General features: G+C 64.7%; 14 protein-coding genes. 3 read left to right on the top strand and 11 right to left on the bottom strand.

Features of this window, described 5'->3' with window-relative positions; translation table 11 throughout:
- Positions 1–150: 150 nt before the first annotated feature.
- The gene (locus XH83_RS11365; protein ID WP_194407079.1) at positions 151–1,533 is read right to left on the bottom strand and encodes an ethanolamine ammonia-lyase subunit EutB; all 1,383 of its coding nucleotides are present in this window, start codon (positions 1,531–1,533) and stop codon (positions 151–153) included.
- Positions 1,534–1,758: 225 nt separating this feature from the next.
- Between XH83_RS11365 and XH83_RS11360 the strand changes: the two genes are divergently transcribed.
- Positions 1,759–3,489: a methyl-accepting chemotaxis protein gene (locus tag XH83_RS11360; RefSeq protein ID WP_194408229.1), complete on the top strand. Its 1,731-nt coding sequence runs from the start codon at positions 1,759–1,761 to the stop codon at positions 3,487–3,489.
- A 255-nt stretch (positions 3,490–3,744) separates the two neighbouring features.
- On the top strand, positions 3,745–5,262 hold the full coding sequence (locus tag XH83_RS11355) for a M81 family metallopeptidase (RefSeq protein WP_194407078.1): 1,518 nt from the start codon (positions 3,745–3,747) through the stop codon (positions 5,260–5,262).
- 96 nt (positions 5,263–5,358) lie between these two features.
- On the opposite strand, the gene XH83_RS11350 is transcribed toward XH83_RS11355, so the two are convergent.
- Both XH83_RS11350 and XH83_RS11345 read right to left on the bottom strand, forming a co-directional pair.
- Entirely contained in the window at positions 5,359–6,510 is a 1,152-nt protein-coding gene (locus XH83_RS11350; RefSeq protein WP_194407077.1) for an FAD-dependent monooxygenase, read from the bottom strand.
- A 45-nt stretch (positions 6,511–6,555) separates the two neighbouring features.
- Positions 6,556–7,755: an ABC transporter substrate-binding protein gene (locus XH83_RS11345; RefSeq protein ID WP_194407076.1), complete on the bottom strand. Its 1,200-nt coding sequence runs from the start codon at positions 7,753–7,755 to the stop codon at positions 6,556–6,558.
- A 134-nt stretch (positions 7,756–7,889) separates the two neighbouring features.
- Between XH83_RS11345 and XH83_RS11340 the strand changes: the two genes are divergently transcribed.
- Entirely contained in the window at positions 7,890–9,485 is a 1,596-nt protein-coding gene (locus tag XH83_RS11340; RefSeq protein WP_194407075.1) for a winged helix-turn-helix domain-containing protein, read from the top strand.
- Positions 9,486–9,577: 92 nt separating this feature from the next.
- On the opposite strand, the gene XH83_RS11335 is transcribed toward XH83_RS11340, so the two are convergent.
- The 8 genes from XH83_RS11335 to XH83_RS11300 all read right to left on the bottom strand — a co-directional run bounded on the left by XH83_RS11335 (position 9,578) and on the right by XH83_RS11300 (position 18,259).
- On the bottom strand, positions 9,578–10,540 hold the full coding sequence (locus tag XH83_RS11335; protein WP_194407074.1) for an alpha/beta fold hydrolase: 963 nt from the start codon (positions 10,538–10,540) through the stop codon (positions 9,578–9,580).
- Positions 10,541–10,683: 143 nt separating this feature from the next.
- Positions 10,684–11,898, bottom strand: coding sequence for an acyl-CoA dehydrogenase family protein (locus tag XH83_RS11330; protein ID WP_194407073.1), 1,215 nt, complete (start codon positions 11,896–11,898; stop codon positions 10,684–10,686).
- Between the two features lie 175 nt (positions 11,899–12,073).
- The gene (locus XH83_RS11325; RefSeq protein ID WP_194407072.1) at positions 12,074–13,285 is read right to left on the bottom strand and encodes an ABC transporter substrate-binding protein; all 1,212 of its coding nucleotides are present in this window, start codon (positions 13,283–13,285) and stop codon (positions 12,074–12,076) included.
- A 210-nt stretch (positions 13,286–13,495) separates the two neighbouring features.
- Positions 13,496–14,071 (bottom strand): HdeD family acid-resistance protein, encoded by a 576-nt coding sequence (locus tag XH83_RS11320; RefSeq protein WP_194407071.1) that lies wholly within the window; start codon positions 14,069–14,071, stop codon positions 13,496–13,498.
- A 126-nt stretch (positions 14,072–14,197) separates the two neighbouring features.
- On the bottom strand, positions 14,198–15,721 hold the full coding sequence (locus XH83_RS11315; RefSeq protein ID WP_194407070.1) for an FAD-dependent oxidoreductase: 1,524 nt from the start codon (positions 15,719–15,721) through the stop codon (positions 14,198–14,200).
- Positions 15,722–15,747: 26 nt separating this feature from the next.
- Positions 15,748–16,374: a GTP cyclohydrolase I FolE gene (gene folE / locus XH83_RS11310; protein WP_194407069.1), complete on the bottom strand. Its 627-nt coding sequence runs from the start codon at positions 16,372–16,374 to the stop codon at positions 15,748–15,750.
- A 107-nt stretch (positions 16,375–16,481) separates the two neighbouring features.
- Entirely contained in the window at positions 16,482–17,384 is a 903-nt protein-coding gene (locus XH83_RS11305; RefSeq protein WP_194407068.1) for an alpha/beta fold hydrolase, read from the bottom strand.
- A gap of 47 nt (positions 17,385–17,431) precedes the next feature.
- Positions 17,432–18,259 (bottom strand): HD domain-containing protein, encoded by an 828-nt coding sequence (locus XH83_RS11300; protein WP_194407067.1) that lies wholly within the window; start codon positions 18,257–18,259, stop codon positions 17,432–17,434.
- Positions 18,260–18,268 lie beyond the last annotated feature (9 nt).

Raw genomic sequence — 18,268 nt, 5'->3', positions numbered from 1 at the left:
TCCCCCGCCACGCTCGACTGATGTTGCGGAAATTGCCAGCCAGACACATAGCGTAATGCTGCCGCCGGAATTTCTCAATATTGTGGCACAAGCATAATTCCGGGAGGCGCAGATAGTTTCCTCGAAGGGAGTTTGGCGCTGCGCACCGCCTCACGCAATCAGCCGCGAGGCAAAATCGGGCAGCAGGCCTGCATCGCCGGCAAGCCGGAAATCTGAGCCTGTAATGCCCGACCGAGCCAGCCAATCGTCGAATTCCGGCGCGCGGCGCAAGCCGAAGACGTCACGGACATAGAGCGCGTCGTGAAAAGACGTCGATTGGTAGTTCAGCATGACGTCGTCGGCGCCGGGGACGCCCATGATGAAGGTAACGCCGGCGGCGGCGAGCAGCGTCAGCAGATTGTCCATGTCGTCCTGGTCCGCTTCCGCATGGTTGGTGTAGCAGATGTCGATCCCAAGCGGCAGGCCGAGCAGCTTGCCGCAGAAATGATCCTCCAGTCCCGCCCGGATGATTTCCTTGCCGTCATAGAGATATTCCGGGCCGATGAAGCCGACCACGCTGTTGACCAAGAGAGGCGCAAAGGCGCGGGCCACCGCATAGGCGCGCGCCTCGCAGGTCTGCTGGTCGACGCCGTGATGGGCGCCGGCCGACAGCGCCGAGCCCTGGCCGGTCTCGAAATACATCACGTTCTGCCCGATGGTGCCGCGCCGCAGCGACAGCCCGGCCTCCTGCGCCTCCTTGAGAAGCGCAAGGTCGATGCCGAAACTGCGGTTGGCGGCCTCGGTGCCGGCAACGGACTGGAAGACGAGATCGACCGGCACGCCCTGCCCGATCAGCGACAGCGTCGTCGTGACATGGGTGAGCACGCAGCCTTGCGTCGGGATCTGCAGCCGCGAGATGATCTCGTCGAGCAGCCGCAGCAATCGCGCGATGACGGCCGGATCGTCGCTCGCCGGATTGATGCCGATGCAGGCATCGCCGGCCCCGAGCAGGATGCCGTCGAGGATCGAGGCGGTGATGCCCCTGGCGTCGTCGAACGGATGGTTGGGCTGCAGCCGCGTGCTCATCCGGCCCTTGAGGCCGATGGTGTTGCGGAAGGCGGTGGTGACCTCGCGTTTCCGTGCCGCCAGGATCAGATCCTGGTTGCGCATCAGTTTTGAGACCGCTGCCGCCATCTCCGGGGTGATGCCGGGGGCCAGCGTCTTCAGGACCTCCGGCGTCGCGGCGTCCGACAGCAGCCAGTCGCGGAAGGCCCCAACCGTCAGGGAGGCCACCGGGGCAAACGCCTTGGCGTCGTGGCTGTCGATGACGAGGCGGGTAACCTCGTCGGCCTCATAGGGGATGACGGCTTCCTGCAGGAATCTTGCGAGCGGGACGTCGGCGAGCGCCATCCGCGCCGCGATCATCTGCTCGGCCGTGTCGGCGGCGATCCCGGCCAGCCGGTCGCCGGAGCGCGGCGGCGTCGCCTTGGCCAGGAGATCGCGCAGGTCCGGGAAAATGTGGGTCGTGGCGTCGATGGTGTGGCGGTAGACCAAGGGCCTCTCCGAGAGGTGGTCGGCCAACGGCCGACGCAAGGACTATCCTGAAACTCTACCTTTTGATCAAGACGCTGAAATAACTTGCCTTTCCTTCGACCAAGGACGGAGGCCGCGGAGCGGCGCGTTAACGCCGCATCCATCTTCGTTCTGCATAGTTTTGCATCAATTTTGCAGAATCCCCCTCACCGGCCACTTCAGGCCAATCCGGGCACCTGAATGACCATGACATCAGACCGATCTGGGAATGCCGCCGGTCCCGCCGGCCGCTTCACGCTCGCCACCAAGCTCTATGCGATCTTCGCGCTGTTTGCGCTGCTCACGGCGGCGATCGCCGGGCTGTCCGACTACAACAGCCGCCGCGGCGCCGAGTTGACGAGCGCGATCGAGACGGCGAACGCCGCCGCGCTGAACGTCGAGCGCGTCAACTCGCTGGTCTATGCGGTCGTGATGGAATCCCGCGGCGTCTACATGTCGACCGAGCCGAAGGTCGTGAAGAAATACGGCGACGGCCTGCTCAAGTTCAACGAGCAGATCCTCGATGTCGTGAAGCGCTGGCAGACCATCGTCAAAGCCGACGATGCCGAGCAATTCGCCACGTTCAAGAAGCGCATCGAGCAATTCGTCGAGTTCCGCAAGGAGCTGGTGCGCCGCGGCGTCGAGATCAATGCGGCCGCGGGCCGCGAATGGGGCGACAACGACGCCAACCGCGCCGTGCGCTCGGCGCTCAACAAGGATCTCGAGGCACTGTCCAAGGTCTATGCCGAGCGCGCCAAGCAGATCGCGCACGAGACGGAGACCAACCGCACCCTGTCCTTCGTCCTGACCTGCCTCGGCGGCGTGGCGCTGGCCCTGGTCGTGATCGGCATCGTCATCATCGCCCGCTCGATCGCAAGGCCGCTGGCCGCCATCACCGACACCATCAAGCAGGTCGCCGACGGCGCCGAGGACGTCGTGGTGCCGCACTCCGGCCGCGCCGACGAGATCGGCGCGCTCGCCCGCGCGATCCAGGTTTTCCAGGAGGCCATGGGCCGCAACCGCAACCTCGCCTCGCAGGTCTCGCAGGACTCCGCCGCGCGCGAGGAGCGCGCCCGCCATATCGAGCAGTCCGTCGAGCAATTCCGCGAGGCGATCGGCGCGATCATGCGTGGCCTCAGCGACAACGCCTCCACCATGCGCGAGACCGCGCAGACCATCACCCGCGTCACCGCGGATGCGAACAGCCGCGCCGGCACGGCGGCCAACGCCACCGAGCAGGCCTCGCACAACGTCACGGCGGTGGCGGGCGCGGCCGAGGAGCTGTCGGCGTCGGTGGTGGAGATCGGGCGCCAGGTGCGGCAGAGCGCCGGCGCGGTCGAGCAGACCGGCCAGCGCACCGAGAAGTCGATCTCCGAGATCGAGAGCCTTGCCGCGGCCACGCAGCGCATCGACGGCGTGCTCAACCTGATCCAGGCGATCGCCGAGCAGACCAACCTGCTCGCGCTCAACGCCACCATCGAGGCCGCCCGCGCCGGCGATGCCGGCCGGGGCTTTGCCGTGGTCGCTCATGAGGTGAAGGCGCTGGCTGGCCAGACCGCCAAGGCCACCGCCGAGATCTCAGAGAACGTCGCGATGATCCAGGCCTCGACCCGCAACGCGGTCGATGCCGTGCGCGAGATCGGCGGCGCGGTGCGCGAGATCAACGAAGTCACCTCGGCGATCGCCGGCGCCATCGGCCAGCAGGACGCCGCCACGCGCGAGATCTCGTCCAACGCGCAAAGCGCCGCGCAAGGCAACGAGACGCTGGTCGCCAACATCACCTCGCTGCGCGACGCCATCGGCAAGACCGATGCGGCAGCAGCCTCGGTGTTGACGGCGGCGGGCAGCGTGGCCGAGACCGCGGACACGCTGTCCCGCGAGGTCGAGACGTTCTTCCAGAACCTGCGCGCGGACAGCCGCATCGCCAAGGCGGGGTGAACGCGCCAACGCCACCGCCGGGCGGCGGTGGGGGCCTCCAAACAAAAATCTGGAAAACAACCCCATGCACAGTAGCCGGGGTCAGGTTTTTCAATGGCTTGGCGGCCCGCGCGAAACCTGCAGCTCTTGCGCAATTGATTTTGACTCGTCGGGCAAAACAGGGGCACGATGCGGTCATGCAGTGCCGAGCAGGAGACGGCGCGTGTCGGCGCGGCTGACTTGTGAGATTGCATAAGAAAAAAACAAAGGAATCCCATGAGCCAGACGCGGCGCGTTCTCTCGGCGCAGATCGCCCACGAGACCAACACTTTCTCAGTCATCCCGACCACGCTCGAGGACTACCGCAAGCGGCTGTTTCTGCGTGACGGCGAGATCGCCGCGGCGCTGGCCGACACAAGAATGGAGATCGCCGCGCACCTGGCCGCAGCCAAACGTTACGGCTGGACCCTGGTGCAGCCGCTCGCCGCCGCGGCCACCCCGTCCGGCAAGGTGACGGCGGCGTGCTGGGCCGAACTGCAGCGCCTGGTCTACGCGGCCTGCGAGAGCGGGCCGCTCGACGGCGTTATCCTGGCACTGCACGGCGCGATGGTGACCGAGACCGACGACGACGCCGAAGGTGCGCTGCTCGAAGGACTGCGCCAGCGTCTCGGTGAGACGATTCCGATTGCGGTGACGCTCGATCTGCATGCCAACGTCACCGAACGCATGGGCCGGCTGGCCAGCATCATGCTGCCCTACCGCACCTATCCGCACATCGACCAATACGAGACGGCGTTCCGGGCCGCCGAGCTGCTGCAGGCGGCGATGGACGGCACGACCCGCCCGAAGGTCTTCCGCTCGCAAGCACCTCTGCTCGACGGATGCAATCACGGACGGACCCAGGGCGGCGTGATGAGCGACCTCTTGGCGCGCGCCGCGGACATGGAGGCGCAAACGCCGGGCCTGTTGTCCGTCGATGTCTGCGCGGGCTTCAGCCGCTCGGACATTGCCGAGGTCGGCCCCAGCATTCAGATCACCTACGATGCCTCCCACAACGCCGCCGAAGCGGCCGCGCGGCAGGCCGCGGCGGCGCTCGAGGACGAGATGGTCCGCCGGCGCGCCGAGGTCACCGTCACGGCGCTCGACTTGCCTGATGCAATGAAGCTTGCCGCCGCAGCCGCGACTGATGTCGCTGACACCCGCCCCTTCGTGATCGCCGACTTCAGCGACAATCCCGGTTCGGGCGCCTACGGCGATGGCATCCGCCTGCTGGAGGCGCTGCTGCAGGCCGAAATCCGCAGCGTGCTGTTCGGCGTCCTCGGCGATCCCGAAGCCGCTTCCCGCTGCCACGCTGCGGGCCTCGGGGCCAGCGTGGGTGTCGTTCTCGGGGCCAAGCGTCATCCCGAAAGCTACGGACCTCCGCTCACGCTGACCGGGCGGGTGACCGGCCTGTCGGACGGCGCATTCGTCTGCGAGGGGCCGATGAATGCCGGTCAACCCATGACGCTCGGGCCCAGCGCCTTGCTCGAGGTCGACGGCATCTCCATCGCGATTTCGACCAACACGCTGCAGACCTACGATCAGGAGATGTTCCGGATTCTCGGAGCAGAGCCGGCTCAATTCCGGGTCGTCGCCGTCAAGTCGGCGCACCACTTCCGGGCGGCCTTCGCGCCCATGGCCAAGGAGGTGATCCTGGCCGACAGCGGCGGCCTTGCCACCTTCGATCACAGCAAGCTCACGTATCGAAACGTCCGCCGTCCGATCTGGCCGCTCGACGAGATCGTTCCGGGTTGACGCTTGCCCACCCGGGCTTCACAGGCTTCCGGGTTGCCGCGGCAACGGCGGCCAGCGCGGAGGTCCACGACGTCCTGAAGAGAGACTTTAGGCGATCTACAGAATGGCCAAAGCAGCCTTCTCGGCGTCGTGCGGGAAGATCCATTCCGCCGCCGACATCCAGGCTTGCGATCGCTGCGCCTGTTCAGCGCGATCGCTGCCGGCAGACCGGTAGAACCGGCCGGCGAGGCGCGAAGCGGCCTGAACACGACTGGTCCGCCCCAATCTCAGTTCCTGATAGGCGTTCAGCCGTGCCGGAATCTCGTCACGCCTCGCGCGCTCCAGCAGGACGGCAAGTGCGAAGCCATCCTCGATCGCTTGCCCCGCGCCTTGCCCGAAATGGGGCACCATCGGATGCGCGGCGTCGCCGAGAAGCGTCACATGTCCGCGCGACCAATACGGCAACGGCGGCCGATCGTAGATGCCCCAGCGAAACGTCTGGTCGAGCGCCGAAATCAAGTCTTGGACAGGCGAATCCCAGCCCTCGTACTCGGCTGCAAGAGCCCTGACGTCGCCGGGTGCGTACCAGGTTTCCTCCATGTCACGCATGCTCGGGACAAATGCAACGATATTGATCAATCGCCCCTGCGATACCGGAAAGCAGATGAAGCTGCGGCCCTCGCCCATCCACATGTTCAGGCCACGCAGTTCTGCGCCCCATGACAGCTTTTGCGACGGCACCAGGCCGCGGTAGGCCACGATGCCTTCGCTGGTCGGGTGGGCTGCCAGGCCGATCTGGCGCTGGACGACTGAATGAATGCCGTCCGCACCGATGACAACATCCACATCGCAGACGGCGCCATTGGCAAAGATCAGGCGCACTCCGGTCGGCGTGTCTTCAACGGCTGCACACCGATGTCCGAACCGGACCGGCCCTTTCACCTCACCAAGGAGCATCTCGAGGAACTCCACGCGGTGAATCTGATAGCTGAGCACGGTGGGCGAGCCGGGCAAGACAAGCTCTCCCCGTGACGTCCGTCGCGTAAGACCCTGGCTCCTGGTGGTGATCTTCTCGATTTTGTCACAGAGCGATGTACGTTTGAGCAAGATCAGTGCGTTCGGAGGGATGGACAGTCCGGCCCCGGCCTCGCGCGGGGTCTCTGCGCTTTCGAAAACCGTAACATTCATGCCCCGCGCGCCCAGCGCGAGCGCCGCAGACAATCCGCCGATGCCCGCGCCGACGATGGCGATATTCAGGCTGTCGGTCATTTCGCAATCCCCCTCGAACACTTCGCTTTTGCGAACAACCGATCGTCAGTTGCCGACGACGTCATCGAGCAGCACCCATCTGGTGCCGTCGAAACGTGCCATCCTCGCCTTTGTCCAGCCGATCCGGCGCGATGGAGAGACGTTGATCGTAAGGCCCGGCAGGAACGTCGGCAGTTGAACCTCCCGGATGTTGGTGGCCTGCCTGATGAGATTCTCGCGCGACAGGTCGTCGCCGCACTTCTTGAGGACCTCGACGATGATCTGAGCCGTCGCATAGGGAAAAATCGACTCCTCGATATCGTCATTTGGCGCCCACCGCTGCATGAATGCCCGAAACTCGCGCATGCCGGCATCGTCGTCCCACATCGGATCCTCCGACGTCTTCAACCAAAACGCGCTGACCGCGCCTGTGGAGGCCACAAGTCCCGCCGGACGCAGGACAGCCGAAATGCTGCTGACGCCGGAGAGCAGCACATGCTGGACCTTCCAGCCGATCTCGTGCGCCTTTCGAATAGATTGTGCAGCAAATCGTGCGTTGGAGGCATGAAACAACGTATCGGCACCCGATGCCCTCAGCGCGAGGATCTGTGAATCGACCGTCGGCTCCGCGATATCGTAGGCCGCCTCGGCCACCACCATGGTCGAAGCCTTCGATCCCAGAGCCGCCTTGAAGCTGGCCAGATTGCCCTTTCCGAGATCGTCGTTCTGATAGATCACGGCGACCTTCGCGTCAGGTTTGGTCTTCAGCAGATACTCGGCGTAGATCCTGGTCTCGACCGGCTGCGGCATCATGAACGTGGTCGTCCATGGCAAATTCTCGGGATCGTCGAGCTTCGGCGTGCTGGCGAGCAGCAGGATCTGCGGAACTTGCTTGCTGTTGAGATACTTCGCTACCGCGAGATTGGTCGGTGTGCCGATTGATCCCACGATCGCAAGCACGTCGTCGTCCTCTACGAGTTTGCGCGTCTGTTGCACTGTCTTGGCCGGCGAAAAGGCATCGTCGAGCGAAATGAGCGTCACCTTGCGGCCGTTGATACCGCCGGCCGCGTTGATCATTTTGAGATAGGCTGTTTCAATCCGGCTGAAGCGGCTCAACGACGAGATCGGCCCGCTGTAGGGCGCCGTCTGGCCTATTCTGATTTCGGTATCGCTGACACCGGGACCGTATTTTCTGTCCGTCCCGGCAACGGGCGAAAGGCCGACGATCAAGAGACTCAACGCAGCAGCGATGGGGGTCCGGATCATGGAAGCTTACCTCGCGTTGGTGGCTTCGATAGGGTGCGTTTTGCTATCCCGCGCTGCAGGATGATGCTGTACAATCCCGTCGGCGTCCCGAAACTGCGCCGAAATTTTCCGAAAGCAAGGTTCACGAGGCATCCTTGTTGAAGGCATCGCAGCATTCCATCGTCATCGGCGATCGGATCGTGGACCTCGCCCACGAAACTCTGCGCGACGGGAGCGGCGCTGTCGTTCCCCTGCGTCCGCGCGCCTGGGCGGTACTGCGGCTGCTGGCAAAGCGGCCCGGGCAGCTGGTCGACAAAAGCGAAATCATGGATGAGGTCTGGTCGGATTGCGAGGTCACGGAGGATTCCCTCGTCCAGGCCATCGGCGATGTCAGGCGCGCCCTGGGAGATGTCGGCCGATCTGCGCTGAAGACGCTGCCCCGCCGCGGCTATATGCTGGTGCCCGACGAACAGTTGGCCGCGCCCCTTGTTGTTTCCGGCGAGACGCCGCGGCTATCCGATGATGGGGAACCGCCGCCGCCTCCGACGGTGCCGCATTTGTCGATCGTCGTCCTGCCATTCGCCAACATCGGAGGCGATCCGGCGCAGGATTATTTCGTCGATGGCGTGACGGAGAGCCTGACGACGGACTTGTCGCGCATCGCCGGCTCGTTCGTGATCGGCCGCAACACGGCATTTACCTTCAAGGGCAAAGCAGTCGATGCCAGGCAAATCGGCCGCGACCTGAACGTGCATTACGTGCTCGAAGGCTCCGTGCAACGCGGCGGCAACCGTTTTCGCCTGAACGCGCAGCTGACCGACACAGAGACGGGGAGCCAAGTGTGGGCCGACCGCTTCGACAAGCCCGCCGCCGAGCTCCTGGACATGCAGGATGAGATCGTGTCTCGACTCGCCAACACCTTGAATGCGGAGCTCATCGCCGCCGAAGCACGCCGCGCGGAGCGATCGCCCCGCCCCGATGCGATGGACCTGTACTTCCAGGGCCGAGCCCTTCAGAACAGGGGCGTGACGCGCGTCCTTCTAACGCAGGCAAGGGATTTTTTTACCCGATCCTTGACGCTGGATCCCGGCAACATCGAAGCGGCCGTCGCGGCGGCTCAGGTCGATGTGTCCGTTGGATCGGCTTTCATGGCCGATGACGTCAAGGTGCATTTCGACGCTGCGGAAGCAGCCTTGAACAGCGCGTTGCTCCGCGCCCCCAATCATCCCAGAGCCCACATGCTGCTCGGCGCCGTGCAAATTCAGACGAACCGCATCGATAACGGTGTTGCACAATGCCGGCGCTCGCTGGCGCTCGACCGGAATCTGGCCGATGCGCATGGATTCATTGGTCTCGGCAAATATCAATCGGGCCTTAGCGAGGAGGTGGAGGGGCACATCCAGGAAGCGCTTCGGCTCTCCCCGCGGGATACGCGCGCCTTTCTGTGGTACATGTTCGTCGGGCTGGCCAGATTGAGCATCAATGCCGATCGCGAAGCCATCGACTGGTTCCGGCGCAGCATGGAGGTGAACCGAAATCACGCGCTATCGCATTTTCATCTTGCGACAGCGCTGGCGCTGGCGGGAGACCTCAAGGAGGCGCGATCCGTCGCCGATGCAGGGCTTGCTCTCGATCCCAGCTTCACGATCCGCCGCTACCGCTTCAACGCCAAGGGCGACAATCCCATCTACCTCGCACGACGCCAGCGCTACTTCGAGGGGCTGCGCCTGGCCGGCTTGCCTGAAGGATGATCGGAAGCGGACGGTAAGTCGCTACGCCATCACGAGGCGCGAAGACGGCGGGCCAAGCGCAGGGCGCGGACCCACGCCGATCATCCTGCCCCTCATTTCCCGTCGAGGAACGCGCGCACCTTGCTCACGGTCTGCGCAGGCTGCTCTTCCATGATCCAATGTCCGGAGCCGGTGATGATACCGCCGTCCACCGTGGTGCCGACGTCCCGCATGATGGCGGCCTGCTGCTCGCCAAAGGACTTTTCGGCGCCAAGGGCAAGGATCGGCATGTTCAGCTTGGTCGCGGCAAAAGCCTTGTTGTCCGTAGCGTCCTTGCCGAACGCTGCGAACTGCTCGAAGGCGTAGTGCATGTTGCCCGGCCGGGCGTACAGCTTCGCATAATGATTGCGCTTCGCCTCGTCGATCGCCTTGGGGTCGGCCGAGAGCTCGTTGTAGAAGCGGTCGAGATAGATGCGCTCGCGGCCCTTGACCAGGCGATCGACGTCGGGGCCGCGGAAGTTGAAATGCCACAGCATGGGGCTCTTCAGGATCTCGTCCCAGGGGCCGATGCCGGGCAGCGGCGCATCGATGACGACCCATTTGGTGATGCGATCGGGGTATTGCGCCGCGAGCGCATAGCCCACCATGTTGCCGATGTCGTGTGTGACCAGATCGGCTTTCTGCACGTTGAGCTTGTCCATGACCATGGCGATGTCGACGCCCTGGGTCTTCTTGTCGTAACCAGCTGGGGCCTGCGGCGACAGCCCCATGCCGCGCAGGTCCGGAACGATCACGGTGTGGTCCTTGTAGAGCGCCTTGGCGAGCGGCGCCCACATGTCGCCGGTGTCGCCGAAGCCGTGCAGGAGGACGACGGCCGGCCCTTGTCCGCCCACGCGGACATGCAGCGTGACGCCGTTGACCGAGATACGCTCGGTTTTGAAAGCCGCGGGAAAGGATTCGACGGCGGCAAGCGCCGCAGTGCCGCTCCAACTGATCAGGATCGTCAGGACGGAGACGAAAACGGCCGCGATCGATCGCGCGCCGGAGGTCCGGCTGCCGGGGGCGAAACTGCGCATTGTTGACCTGCTCGCTCATGTGCCGAGCGCAACAACGTCGGCAGTGCACGCATCAAATGATCCGGTTCATCAAAGCACACCATACTACCTGTGGCCAGATACTTCTCCGCAGTTCTGCATCGTCAACGAGGAGTTACCTGGTCCTACCCCATCACCCCGCCCCGCTTGATCAGCTCTTTCCCCACCGCAGCGAGGTGCACCTGGTCCGGGCCGTCGCCGATGCGGATGAAGCGGGCGTAGACGTAGGCGCGCGCGAGGAAGGTGTCCTGCGAGACGCCGGCGGCGCCGTGGATCTGAATGGCGCGGTCGATGACGCGGGCGGCCATGCCGGGCACCACGATCTTGGCCGCGGCGATCAGGTCGCGCGCGGCCTTGTTGCCATCGCGGTCCATCTTGTCGGCGGCCTGCAGCGTCAGCAGGCGCGCCTGCGCGATCTCGCAGAAGGAGTGTGCGATGTCCTCGCGCACCGAGCCCTGCTCGGCGAGCGGCTTGCCGAAGGCGACACGCGACACCGCGCGCTGGCACATCAATTCCAGCGCGCGCTGGGCACAGCCGATCAGCCGCATGCAATGGTGGATGCGGCCGGGACCGAGCCGGCCCTGCGCGATCTCGAAGCCGCGGCCCTCGCCGAGCAGGATGTTCTCGGCGGGCACGCGGACGTTGTCGTAAGAAATCTCGGGGTGGCCGCTGGGGGCATCGTCATAGCCGTAGGTCAGCATGTCGCGGACAACGCGCACGCCCGGCGTGTTCCGGGGCACCAGGATCATGGATTGCTGGCGGTGGCGGTCGGGGTCATCAGGGGCGGTCTTGCCCATCACGATCAGGATCTCGCAATCCTCGTTCATCGCGCCTGACGTGAACCACTTCCGGCCGTTGATGACGTAATCGTCGCCGTCGCGCGTGATGGCGCACTGGATGTTGGTGGCATCGCTGGAGGCGACCTGCGGCTCCGTCATCGAGAAGCCGGAACGGATGCGCCCTTCCAGGAGCGGCGTCAACCACCGCTCCTGCTGCGCCTTGGTGCCGTAATTCGCCAGCACCTCCATATTGCCGACATCGGGCGCCGAGCAGTTGAACACTTCGGGCGCCCAGAGGATGCGGCCCATGATCTCCTTCACGGGGGCATAGTCGAGATTGGAGAGGCCCGGCCCGTGCTCGCCTGACAGGAACAGGTTCCATAGCCCCTGCTCGCGCGCCATCTTCTTCAGGTCCTGCAGCACCGGCGGCGTCCTGTAGCGCGCAGCTTCCGGCTTCACCTGCTCGTAATAGAGCTCCTCGACCGGCTCGACATGCGTCCGCATGAACTGCCGAACGCGCTCCTGCAGCTCCAGCGAACGGGCGGAGTGTTGAAAGTCCATGGTGGTCTCCTCTTTCCTTCTCTTGCGGGAGAAGGTGGCGCGAAGCGCCGGATGAGGGGTTCTCTCCGCTAGCGATACCGTTCGTGAGGATAGATACCCTCACCCGGCTCGCATCTTCGATGCGATCCATCCTCTCCCGCAAGGGGAGAGGATGCACCGTCTCCACGGCAGCCCCTCACGTCCCCTTCAAGAGCTCGCTGGCCACCACCCAGTCGTTGCCGTCGAACTGCAGCATGTAACCGTCCTTGATCGGGCGGAAATCCTGCGGCGTGGTATTCAGCGTAATGCCGGGCATCAGCAGCGACAGCGGCACGTTCTTCAAATTCGCGGCCTGCGCCATGATGTTCTCGCGCGTCAGATTGTCCTTGCATTGCCTCAGCAGCACCACGAGGGCCTCGGCGACGGTGTAGCCGTAGAGGCCGGCGACGTTGTTGACGTCGGCATTGGGCAAGCGCTTCTTCATGAAGTCGATATAGGCCGTCATCGCCGGATCGTCCTTCGGCTGCTCGACGAAGGGCTTGAGCGAACCGAGCGACAGCACGCCCTTGCCGGCATCGAGCCCCGCAGGCACCATCACGGTCGCCTTGTTGGCGCAGCCGCTGGCGAGGAAGCGCGTCGGCTGCCAGCCGACCTCGTGCGCTTTCCGGATCGCCTGCGCGCAGGCGCGCGGCGTCACCGAATAGATCATGAACACGTCCGCCTTGGTGTTCGCCAGCGTCAGCACCTGGGAATCGACGGTGGGGTCGGTGACCTCGAAGCTCGAGGCCATCGCGATCGCCTTGTCGGCATCGGCGCCGAGCGCCTCCTTGACCCCGCGCAGATATTCCTTGCCGGCATCGTCGTTCTGATAAAGCACAGCGAAGCGCGCATTCGGGTTCTTGGCGCGGGCATAGGCGACGTCGATCGCGGCCTCGCTGGTGTAGTTCGGCGCCCAGGGCAGCGCCATCGACCACGGCATGTTGGCGGGATCGTTCCACTTCGAGGCCGAGCTGATCAAGAACAGCTGCGGCACCTTGTTGCTGTTGAGATATTTTGCGATCGCCGAGCTCGGCGCCGTGCCCATGGTCGCGAAGATGAAGGCGACGCCGTCGCCCTCGACGAGGCGCCGCGCCGCCTCCATGGTCTTGGGCGGCGAGAATGCGTCGTCCAGCGAGATCAGATTCAGCTTGCGGCCATTGACCCCGCCCTTCTCGTTGACCTCGTCGAAATAGGCCGCAATGACCCTGCCCGTGATGCTGAGCGGCGAAGCCGGCCCGCTATAGGGCATGGTGTTGCCGATCTTGATCTCGGTGTCGGTGATACCAGGACCATAGGATTTTTGCGCGGAGACAGGCGTCGACAGGCAGCCGGCAGCCAATGCTGCGGCCAGGACCAAGGCAGCTTTCATGGTTTCTCCCCGATGATCATCGTCCGCGCGAAGAGGCGCGCGGCGTGCTGCTTTATAGTCAGCACGTCAGATCAGCGGAGTTCCGCCAGGCGGTCTTGCGTCGAGTTGCTGATGGTGCGTTCGCACCATGAGGCGGCGCTTCACCTCTCATCGGTGAGATGGCAAACCGAACTCTTGGGCGCGTCGCGATTCAGTTCGCTCTCATTTCGCCTAGCGGCGCTGCTTCAGGCTGAGGCCAAGGCTGACCCAGCCGGCACCCGCCATGATCAGGTCGATGCCGAGAAACAGGCCGAGAACGTAGACGCTGTTCACCGGCCAGCGTGCCAGGATCAGCAGCCCGAGCAGCAGGGTGACGACCGCCGACAGCGCCACCCAGACCCACGGGCTTTCCCGCTTCATGCTGAAGGCGAGAAACAGCCTGACTGCCCCGGAGGCCAGCAGCGAGGCGCCGAGGAACAGCGTCAGCAGAACCGCGGCAAAGAGCGGGTTCTCGAAGGTGAGGAAGCCGGCAATGATGTAAAGCACGCCGAGCAAGGCCCAGATCAGAAACTTGCCCCAGCTCTTCATCTGGAAGGCGCCTATGACCTCGGTCACGCCGGCGACGATCATCATCGCGCCGACAACGATCACGCTCGCCACCGTCGCCATCACCATGCTGCCGAGCGCGACGAAGCCGGCGATGAGGTACACGACGCCAAGCGCAACGATCCAGCCCCATTTGCCATGGAGCGCCGAGATACCCGAGCCGAGACCGGAAGGATGAGATGCATCTGAAGCACTGGTCATGGGCCACTCCTGCATGCGAAGCCCGGGGCACACGCCAGGATAGCACGCGCCGCACCGGGACCACAGCGATCAGAGCAGCCCTCACCTGCTGCAACGTTGACGCAAATCAAGATCGAGCGCGCAGCTTCAGCCCTGCGAGCGCTCCATCTCCAGTTCGGCCTTGAGATTGTCGAGATCGCGATAAATTGAAGCGACCGCGAGCACGCGGCCGTCCTTGCGGTACTTCAGCAGGCAGTCCTTTCCGGAAATGCTGCCGTCGATGGCGATGTCGTCGAAGCTCTCGGCGTGGCCGACATAGTTGATCGGCACGTCGTAGTGCTGGCTCCAGAAGAACGGCACGGCGTCGAAGCGCTCGCGCCTGCCGAGCATGTTGCGCGCCGCGGTCTGTCCCTGCCGCTCCGCCACCACCCAATGCTCGACGCGGATGGTCTGCCGGGAATGCGGATCGGGCCAGCGCGCGATGTCGCCGGCCGCGAAGATGCCCGCGACGCTGGTCTCCAGATATTCGCTCACGCTGACGCCACGATCGGCCGCCAGTCCCGCCTGCTCAGCAAGCGCGAGACGCGGCTTGACGCCGATGCCGACGACGACGAGGTCAGCCTCGATGACCGCGCCGCTCTTCAGCGTCCCAAGCATGCCGTCGAGCTTCTCCACCGTATCCTTCAAATGGAAGATGACGCCGTTCTCCTCATGCAGGGAGCGGACGAAATCGCCCATCTCGGCGCCCAACACCTTCTGCATCGGCCGCTCGTCAGGCGCGACGACATGCACCTCGATCTTGCGCGCCCGCAAGGAGGCCGCGACCTCGAGGCCGATGAAGCTGGCGCCGATCACCAGCGCACGCCTGGCACTGCCTGCAGCCTTGATGATGGCGCGGCTGTCCGCGAGGGAGCGCAGGGTGTGAACATGCGGCTGGTCCGCGCCCGGAATCCGCAGCTTGACCGGCTCGGCGCCGGTTGCGAGCAGCAGCCGGTCGAACGGCAGCTTGTCGCCATTGCCGAGCGTGACGCTGCGCGACTTGGCATCGATGGCGGAGACCTCGGTGTTGAGCCTGAGATCGATGCCTGCGTCCCCATAATAGTCCTCGCCGCGCAGCGGCAGCCAATCTTCCGGCGCGTTACCCGCAAGGTAATCCTTGGAGAGGTTCGGCCGGTCGACCGGCATCGCGCCGTCATTGCTGAGCATGGTGATGGCGCCGGCAAAGCCCTCGCGCCGGAGCGTCTCGGCGGCGGTGAGGCCGGCGGCACCGCCGCCGACAATGACGAATTTTTCCCGAGCGGGCGCGCTGCGATGCGCGGCCGGCGGCTTCGGGGCCTCGCGCTTGCGCCGGACGATGATGTTGTCGCGATCGCGCTCGACTTCCCAGACCGCCAGCGCGTTCAAAGCCGGCGGTCGGCTGGCTTCACCCGTACGCAGAGAGAAACAGGCATGATGCCAGGGGCAGCGGATGGTATCGCCCACCACCAGGCCCTCGGCGAGCGGGCCGTGATAATGGCTGCAGGCCGGCTCGATCGCAAAGATCTCGCCGCCGGCCTGCACCAGCAGGACGTCGTCCTCCCCGACATGACCGAGCAATTTGTCGTCCTTGAACGCGGTCAGCGGCACGCCCTTGCTCAGGTCCTGTCCGCTCGGCTTTTTGTCCTCGGCCATGGCAACGCCTCCTTCATGCGTGCGGATCAATCGTTCGAATTGGCGAGCCCCAGCAATTCCTGGCGCGTCAGCGCATTGTCGCGGAACACGCCCAGCATGCGGCTGGTGACGAGATCGGTGCCGGGCTTGTGCGCGCCGCGCGTGGTCATGCAATGATGCGTCGCCTTGATGATGACGCCGACACCTTCGGGCTTGAGCACGTCGTTGATCGTGTTGGCGATCTGCGCGGTCATCTTCTCCTGGATCTGAAGCCGCTTGGCGTAGACGTCGACCACGCGCGCGAGCTTGGAGATGCCGACGACGCGCCCCTGCGGGATGTAGGCGACCCAGGCGCGGCCGACGATCGGCGCCATGTGGTGCTCGCAATGGCTCTCGAAGCGAACGCCGCGCAGCACGATCATCTCGTCATAGCCTTCGATCTCCTCGAAGGTCTTTTGCAGGATTTCGGTCGGGTCCTGCGCGTATCCGGAAAAATACTCCTCGAAAGCCCGCGCAACGCGATCAGGGGTCTCGCGCAGACCGTCGCGAGCGGGATCATCGCCGGCCCAGCGGATCATGGTCCGGATCGCCTGCTCGACCTCCGCCCTGTCGGGCCGTTCGACCGGCGCCTGCGCCACCGCGACCCGTTCCAGCTTACGCACGTGCGACTTCATCGAGATCCTCCCCTGCAGCGAGCCCGGATCCAGAAGCGGGCCCACAGCTTGGACGGCTGCGATCGGAAAAGGTTCCCGAAGGTGAGGGAAATTTGGGAGGGCCGAGCTTAGGCCGGCTGTGACGCCGCCGCTTTCCGCACGTCGACCACGGCCTGCGCCCATTCGGCCGGCCGCTCCTGCGGCAGATTATGGCCGGCGCCAGCGAACACGCGCCGCTCGAAGAAGGCCTCGAACTTGCGGGCGTGATGGGCCGTGCCGGGATTGACGCCGTCGCTGTCGCCGTCGATCGCAATCGCGGGGACGCGGATTGCCGGCTGCGCGGCGAGCTTCGCCTCGATGTCCGCATAGGCGGGATCGCCCGCGACCAGCGCGTAGCGGTGGCGATAGGAATGGATCACGACGTCGACGAAATCAGGATTGTCGAACGACGCCGCGCTGGTCTCGAACGTGGCATCGTCGAAGCTCCATGTCGGCGACCACATGGCCCAGAGCTGACGCGCAAAGCCGCGCCGGTTGCGCTCCAGCGCGCGGCGGCCGCGCTCATTGTGGAAGAGATATTGATACCACAGCGCCGCCTCTTCCGGCGGCGAGGCCGGCTCCATGGCGCGGGCGATGTTCTGGATGTTGTAGGAATTGCCGGAGACGAGGCCAATCACGCGCTCGGGATGGAGCGCCGAGACCACGCAGGCGGCGCGCCCGCCCCAATCGTAGCCGCCGACAACCGCGCGTTCGATGCCAAGCGCATCCATGAAGGCCAGGAGATCGGCGCCGAGCGCCGCCTGCTCGCCGGAGCGCAGCGTGTCGGGAGAGCGAAACCGCGTCGGCCCGTAGCCGCGCAGCCAGGGCACCAGCACCCGCGCGCCGGCCTCGGCGATGACAGGCGCCGTCTCGGCATAGGCGTTCACGTCGTAGGGAAAGCCGTGGCCCATGATGCAGGGCCAGCCGTCGGGCGCACCGTATTCGCGATAGGCGATGTCGAGAATGTCCGTGGTGACGGTTTTTTGTTGCATGGTTTGCTCACGGAGCTTTGCGGAGGCGTAGCCCCGATGGAGCACCCCTACTTCTGCGGTCCCGACAGCGAGATGTCGCGCTCGGCGCGGAACACGTTGCTGTAGAGATTGGCGATCCACTGCCGGCCGATCTCGGTCTTGTTGAGATAGCCGATCTCGGTCTGGATGTACGGTGCGACGCTGTTCCAGTAGAACTGTGGATAGCGGTTCACGATATCGGCGGGCGAATCGTAGCCGAGTTGGCGGTTGATGCCGACCTCCTCGAACTCGTAGTAGAGCGCGTTGGCCTTGCGCAGATAGTTGGGATCGCCGAGCTGGCCGATGAAGTCGGCGGCGCGCAGGATCGAGGCTTCGTCATCATATTCCTGCCCTTCGCGCGCCGGGAAGCGTGTGCCCTCGATGGCGCGGGCAACGCGCTCCGGATCGACTCCGGGAATATGCCGCAACCGCCGAGTCACATACAGCTTCGAACGATCCACGTGATACATCATCAGGCTGGCATCCGATGCACCGCGCGGCAGCGAGATCTTGGTATCGGCCGCGTCGATCACGAAGCCCTCGGCATCGTCCTCCTCGAACAGTCCGCGCACATAACCGATGTCGTGGGCGAGGCAGGCGATCAGCACGTGGACGTAATCCTCGGCCGACAGATGGGCATGAAGGCTTCGGCCGCCGAGGATCGCCTGGGCCGCCAGCGTCACCAGCATCGTATGCTCGATATTGTGATAGAGCGCATCGCTGTTGCCGATACATTCCATCGCGGTGCGGGTCGCGCTCTCGACGATATTGGCAGAAGTCTCATCGTACCGGCGACGCATGAACTTACCGAGAAAGTTCTCGAGGGATTCAGCCGCTAGTCTCGGTAAGGTTATCATGGATGCAGC

It is taken from the genome of Bradyrhizobium sp. CCBAU 53351 (genome assembly GCF_015291745.1).
In the GTDB taxonomy this organism is placed as follows: Bacteria; Pseudomonadota; Alphaproteobacteria; order Rhizobiales; family Xanthobacteraceae; genus Bradyrhizobium.
Note: the sequence above shows the minus strand (reverse complement) of the source record. Positions and strands in the feature narration are given on the sequence as shown.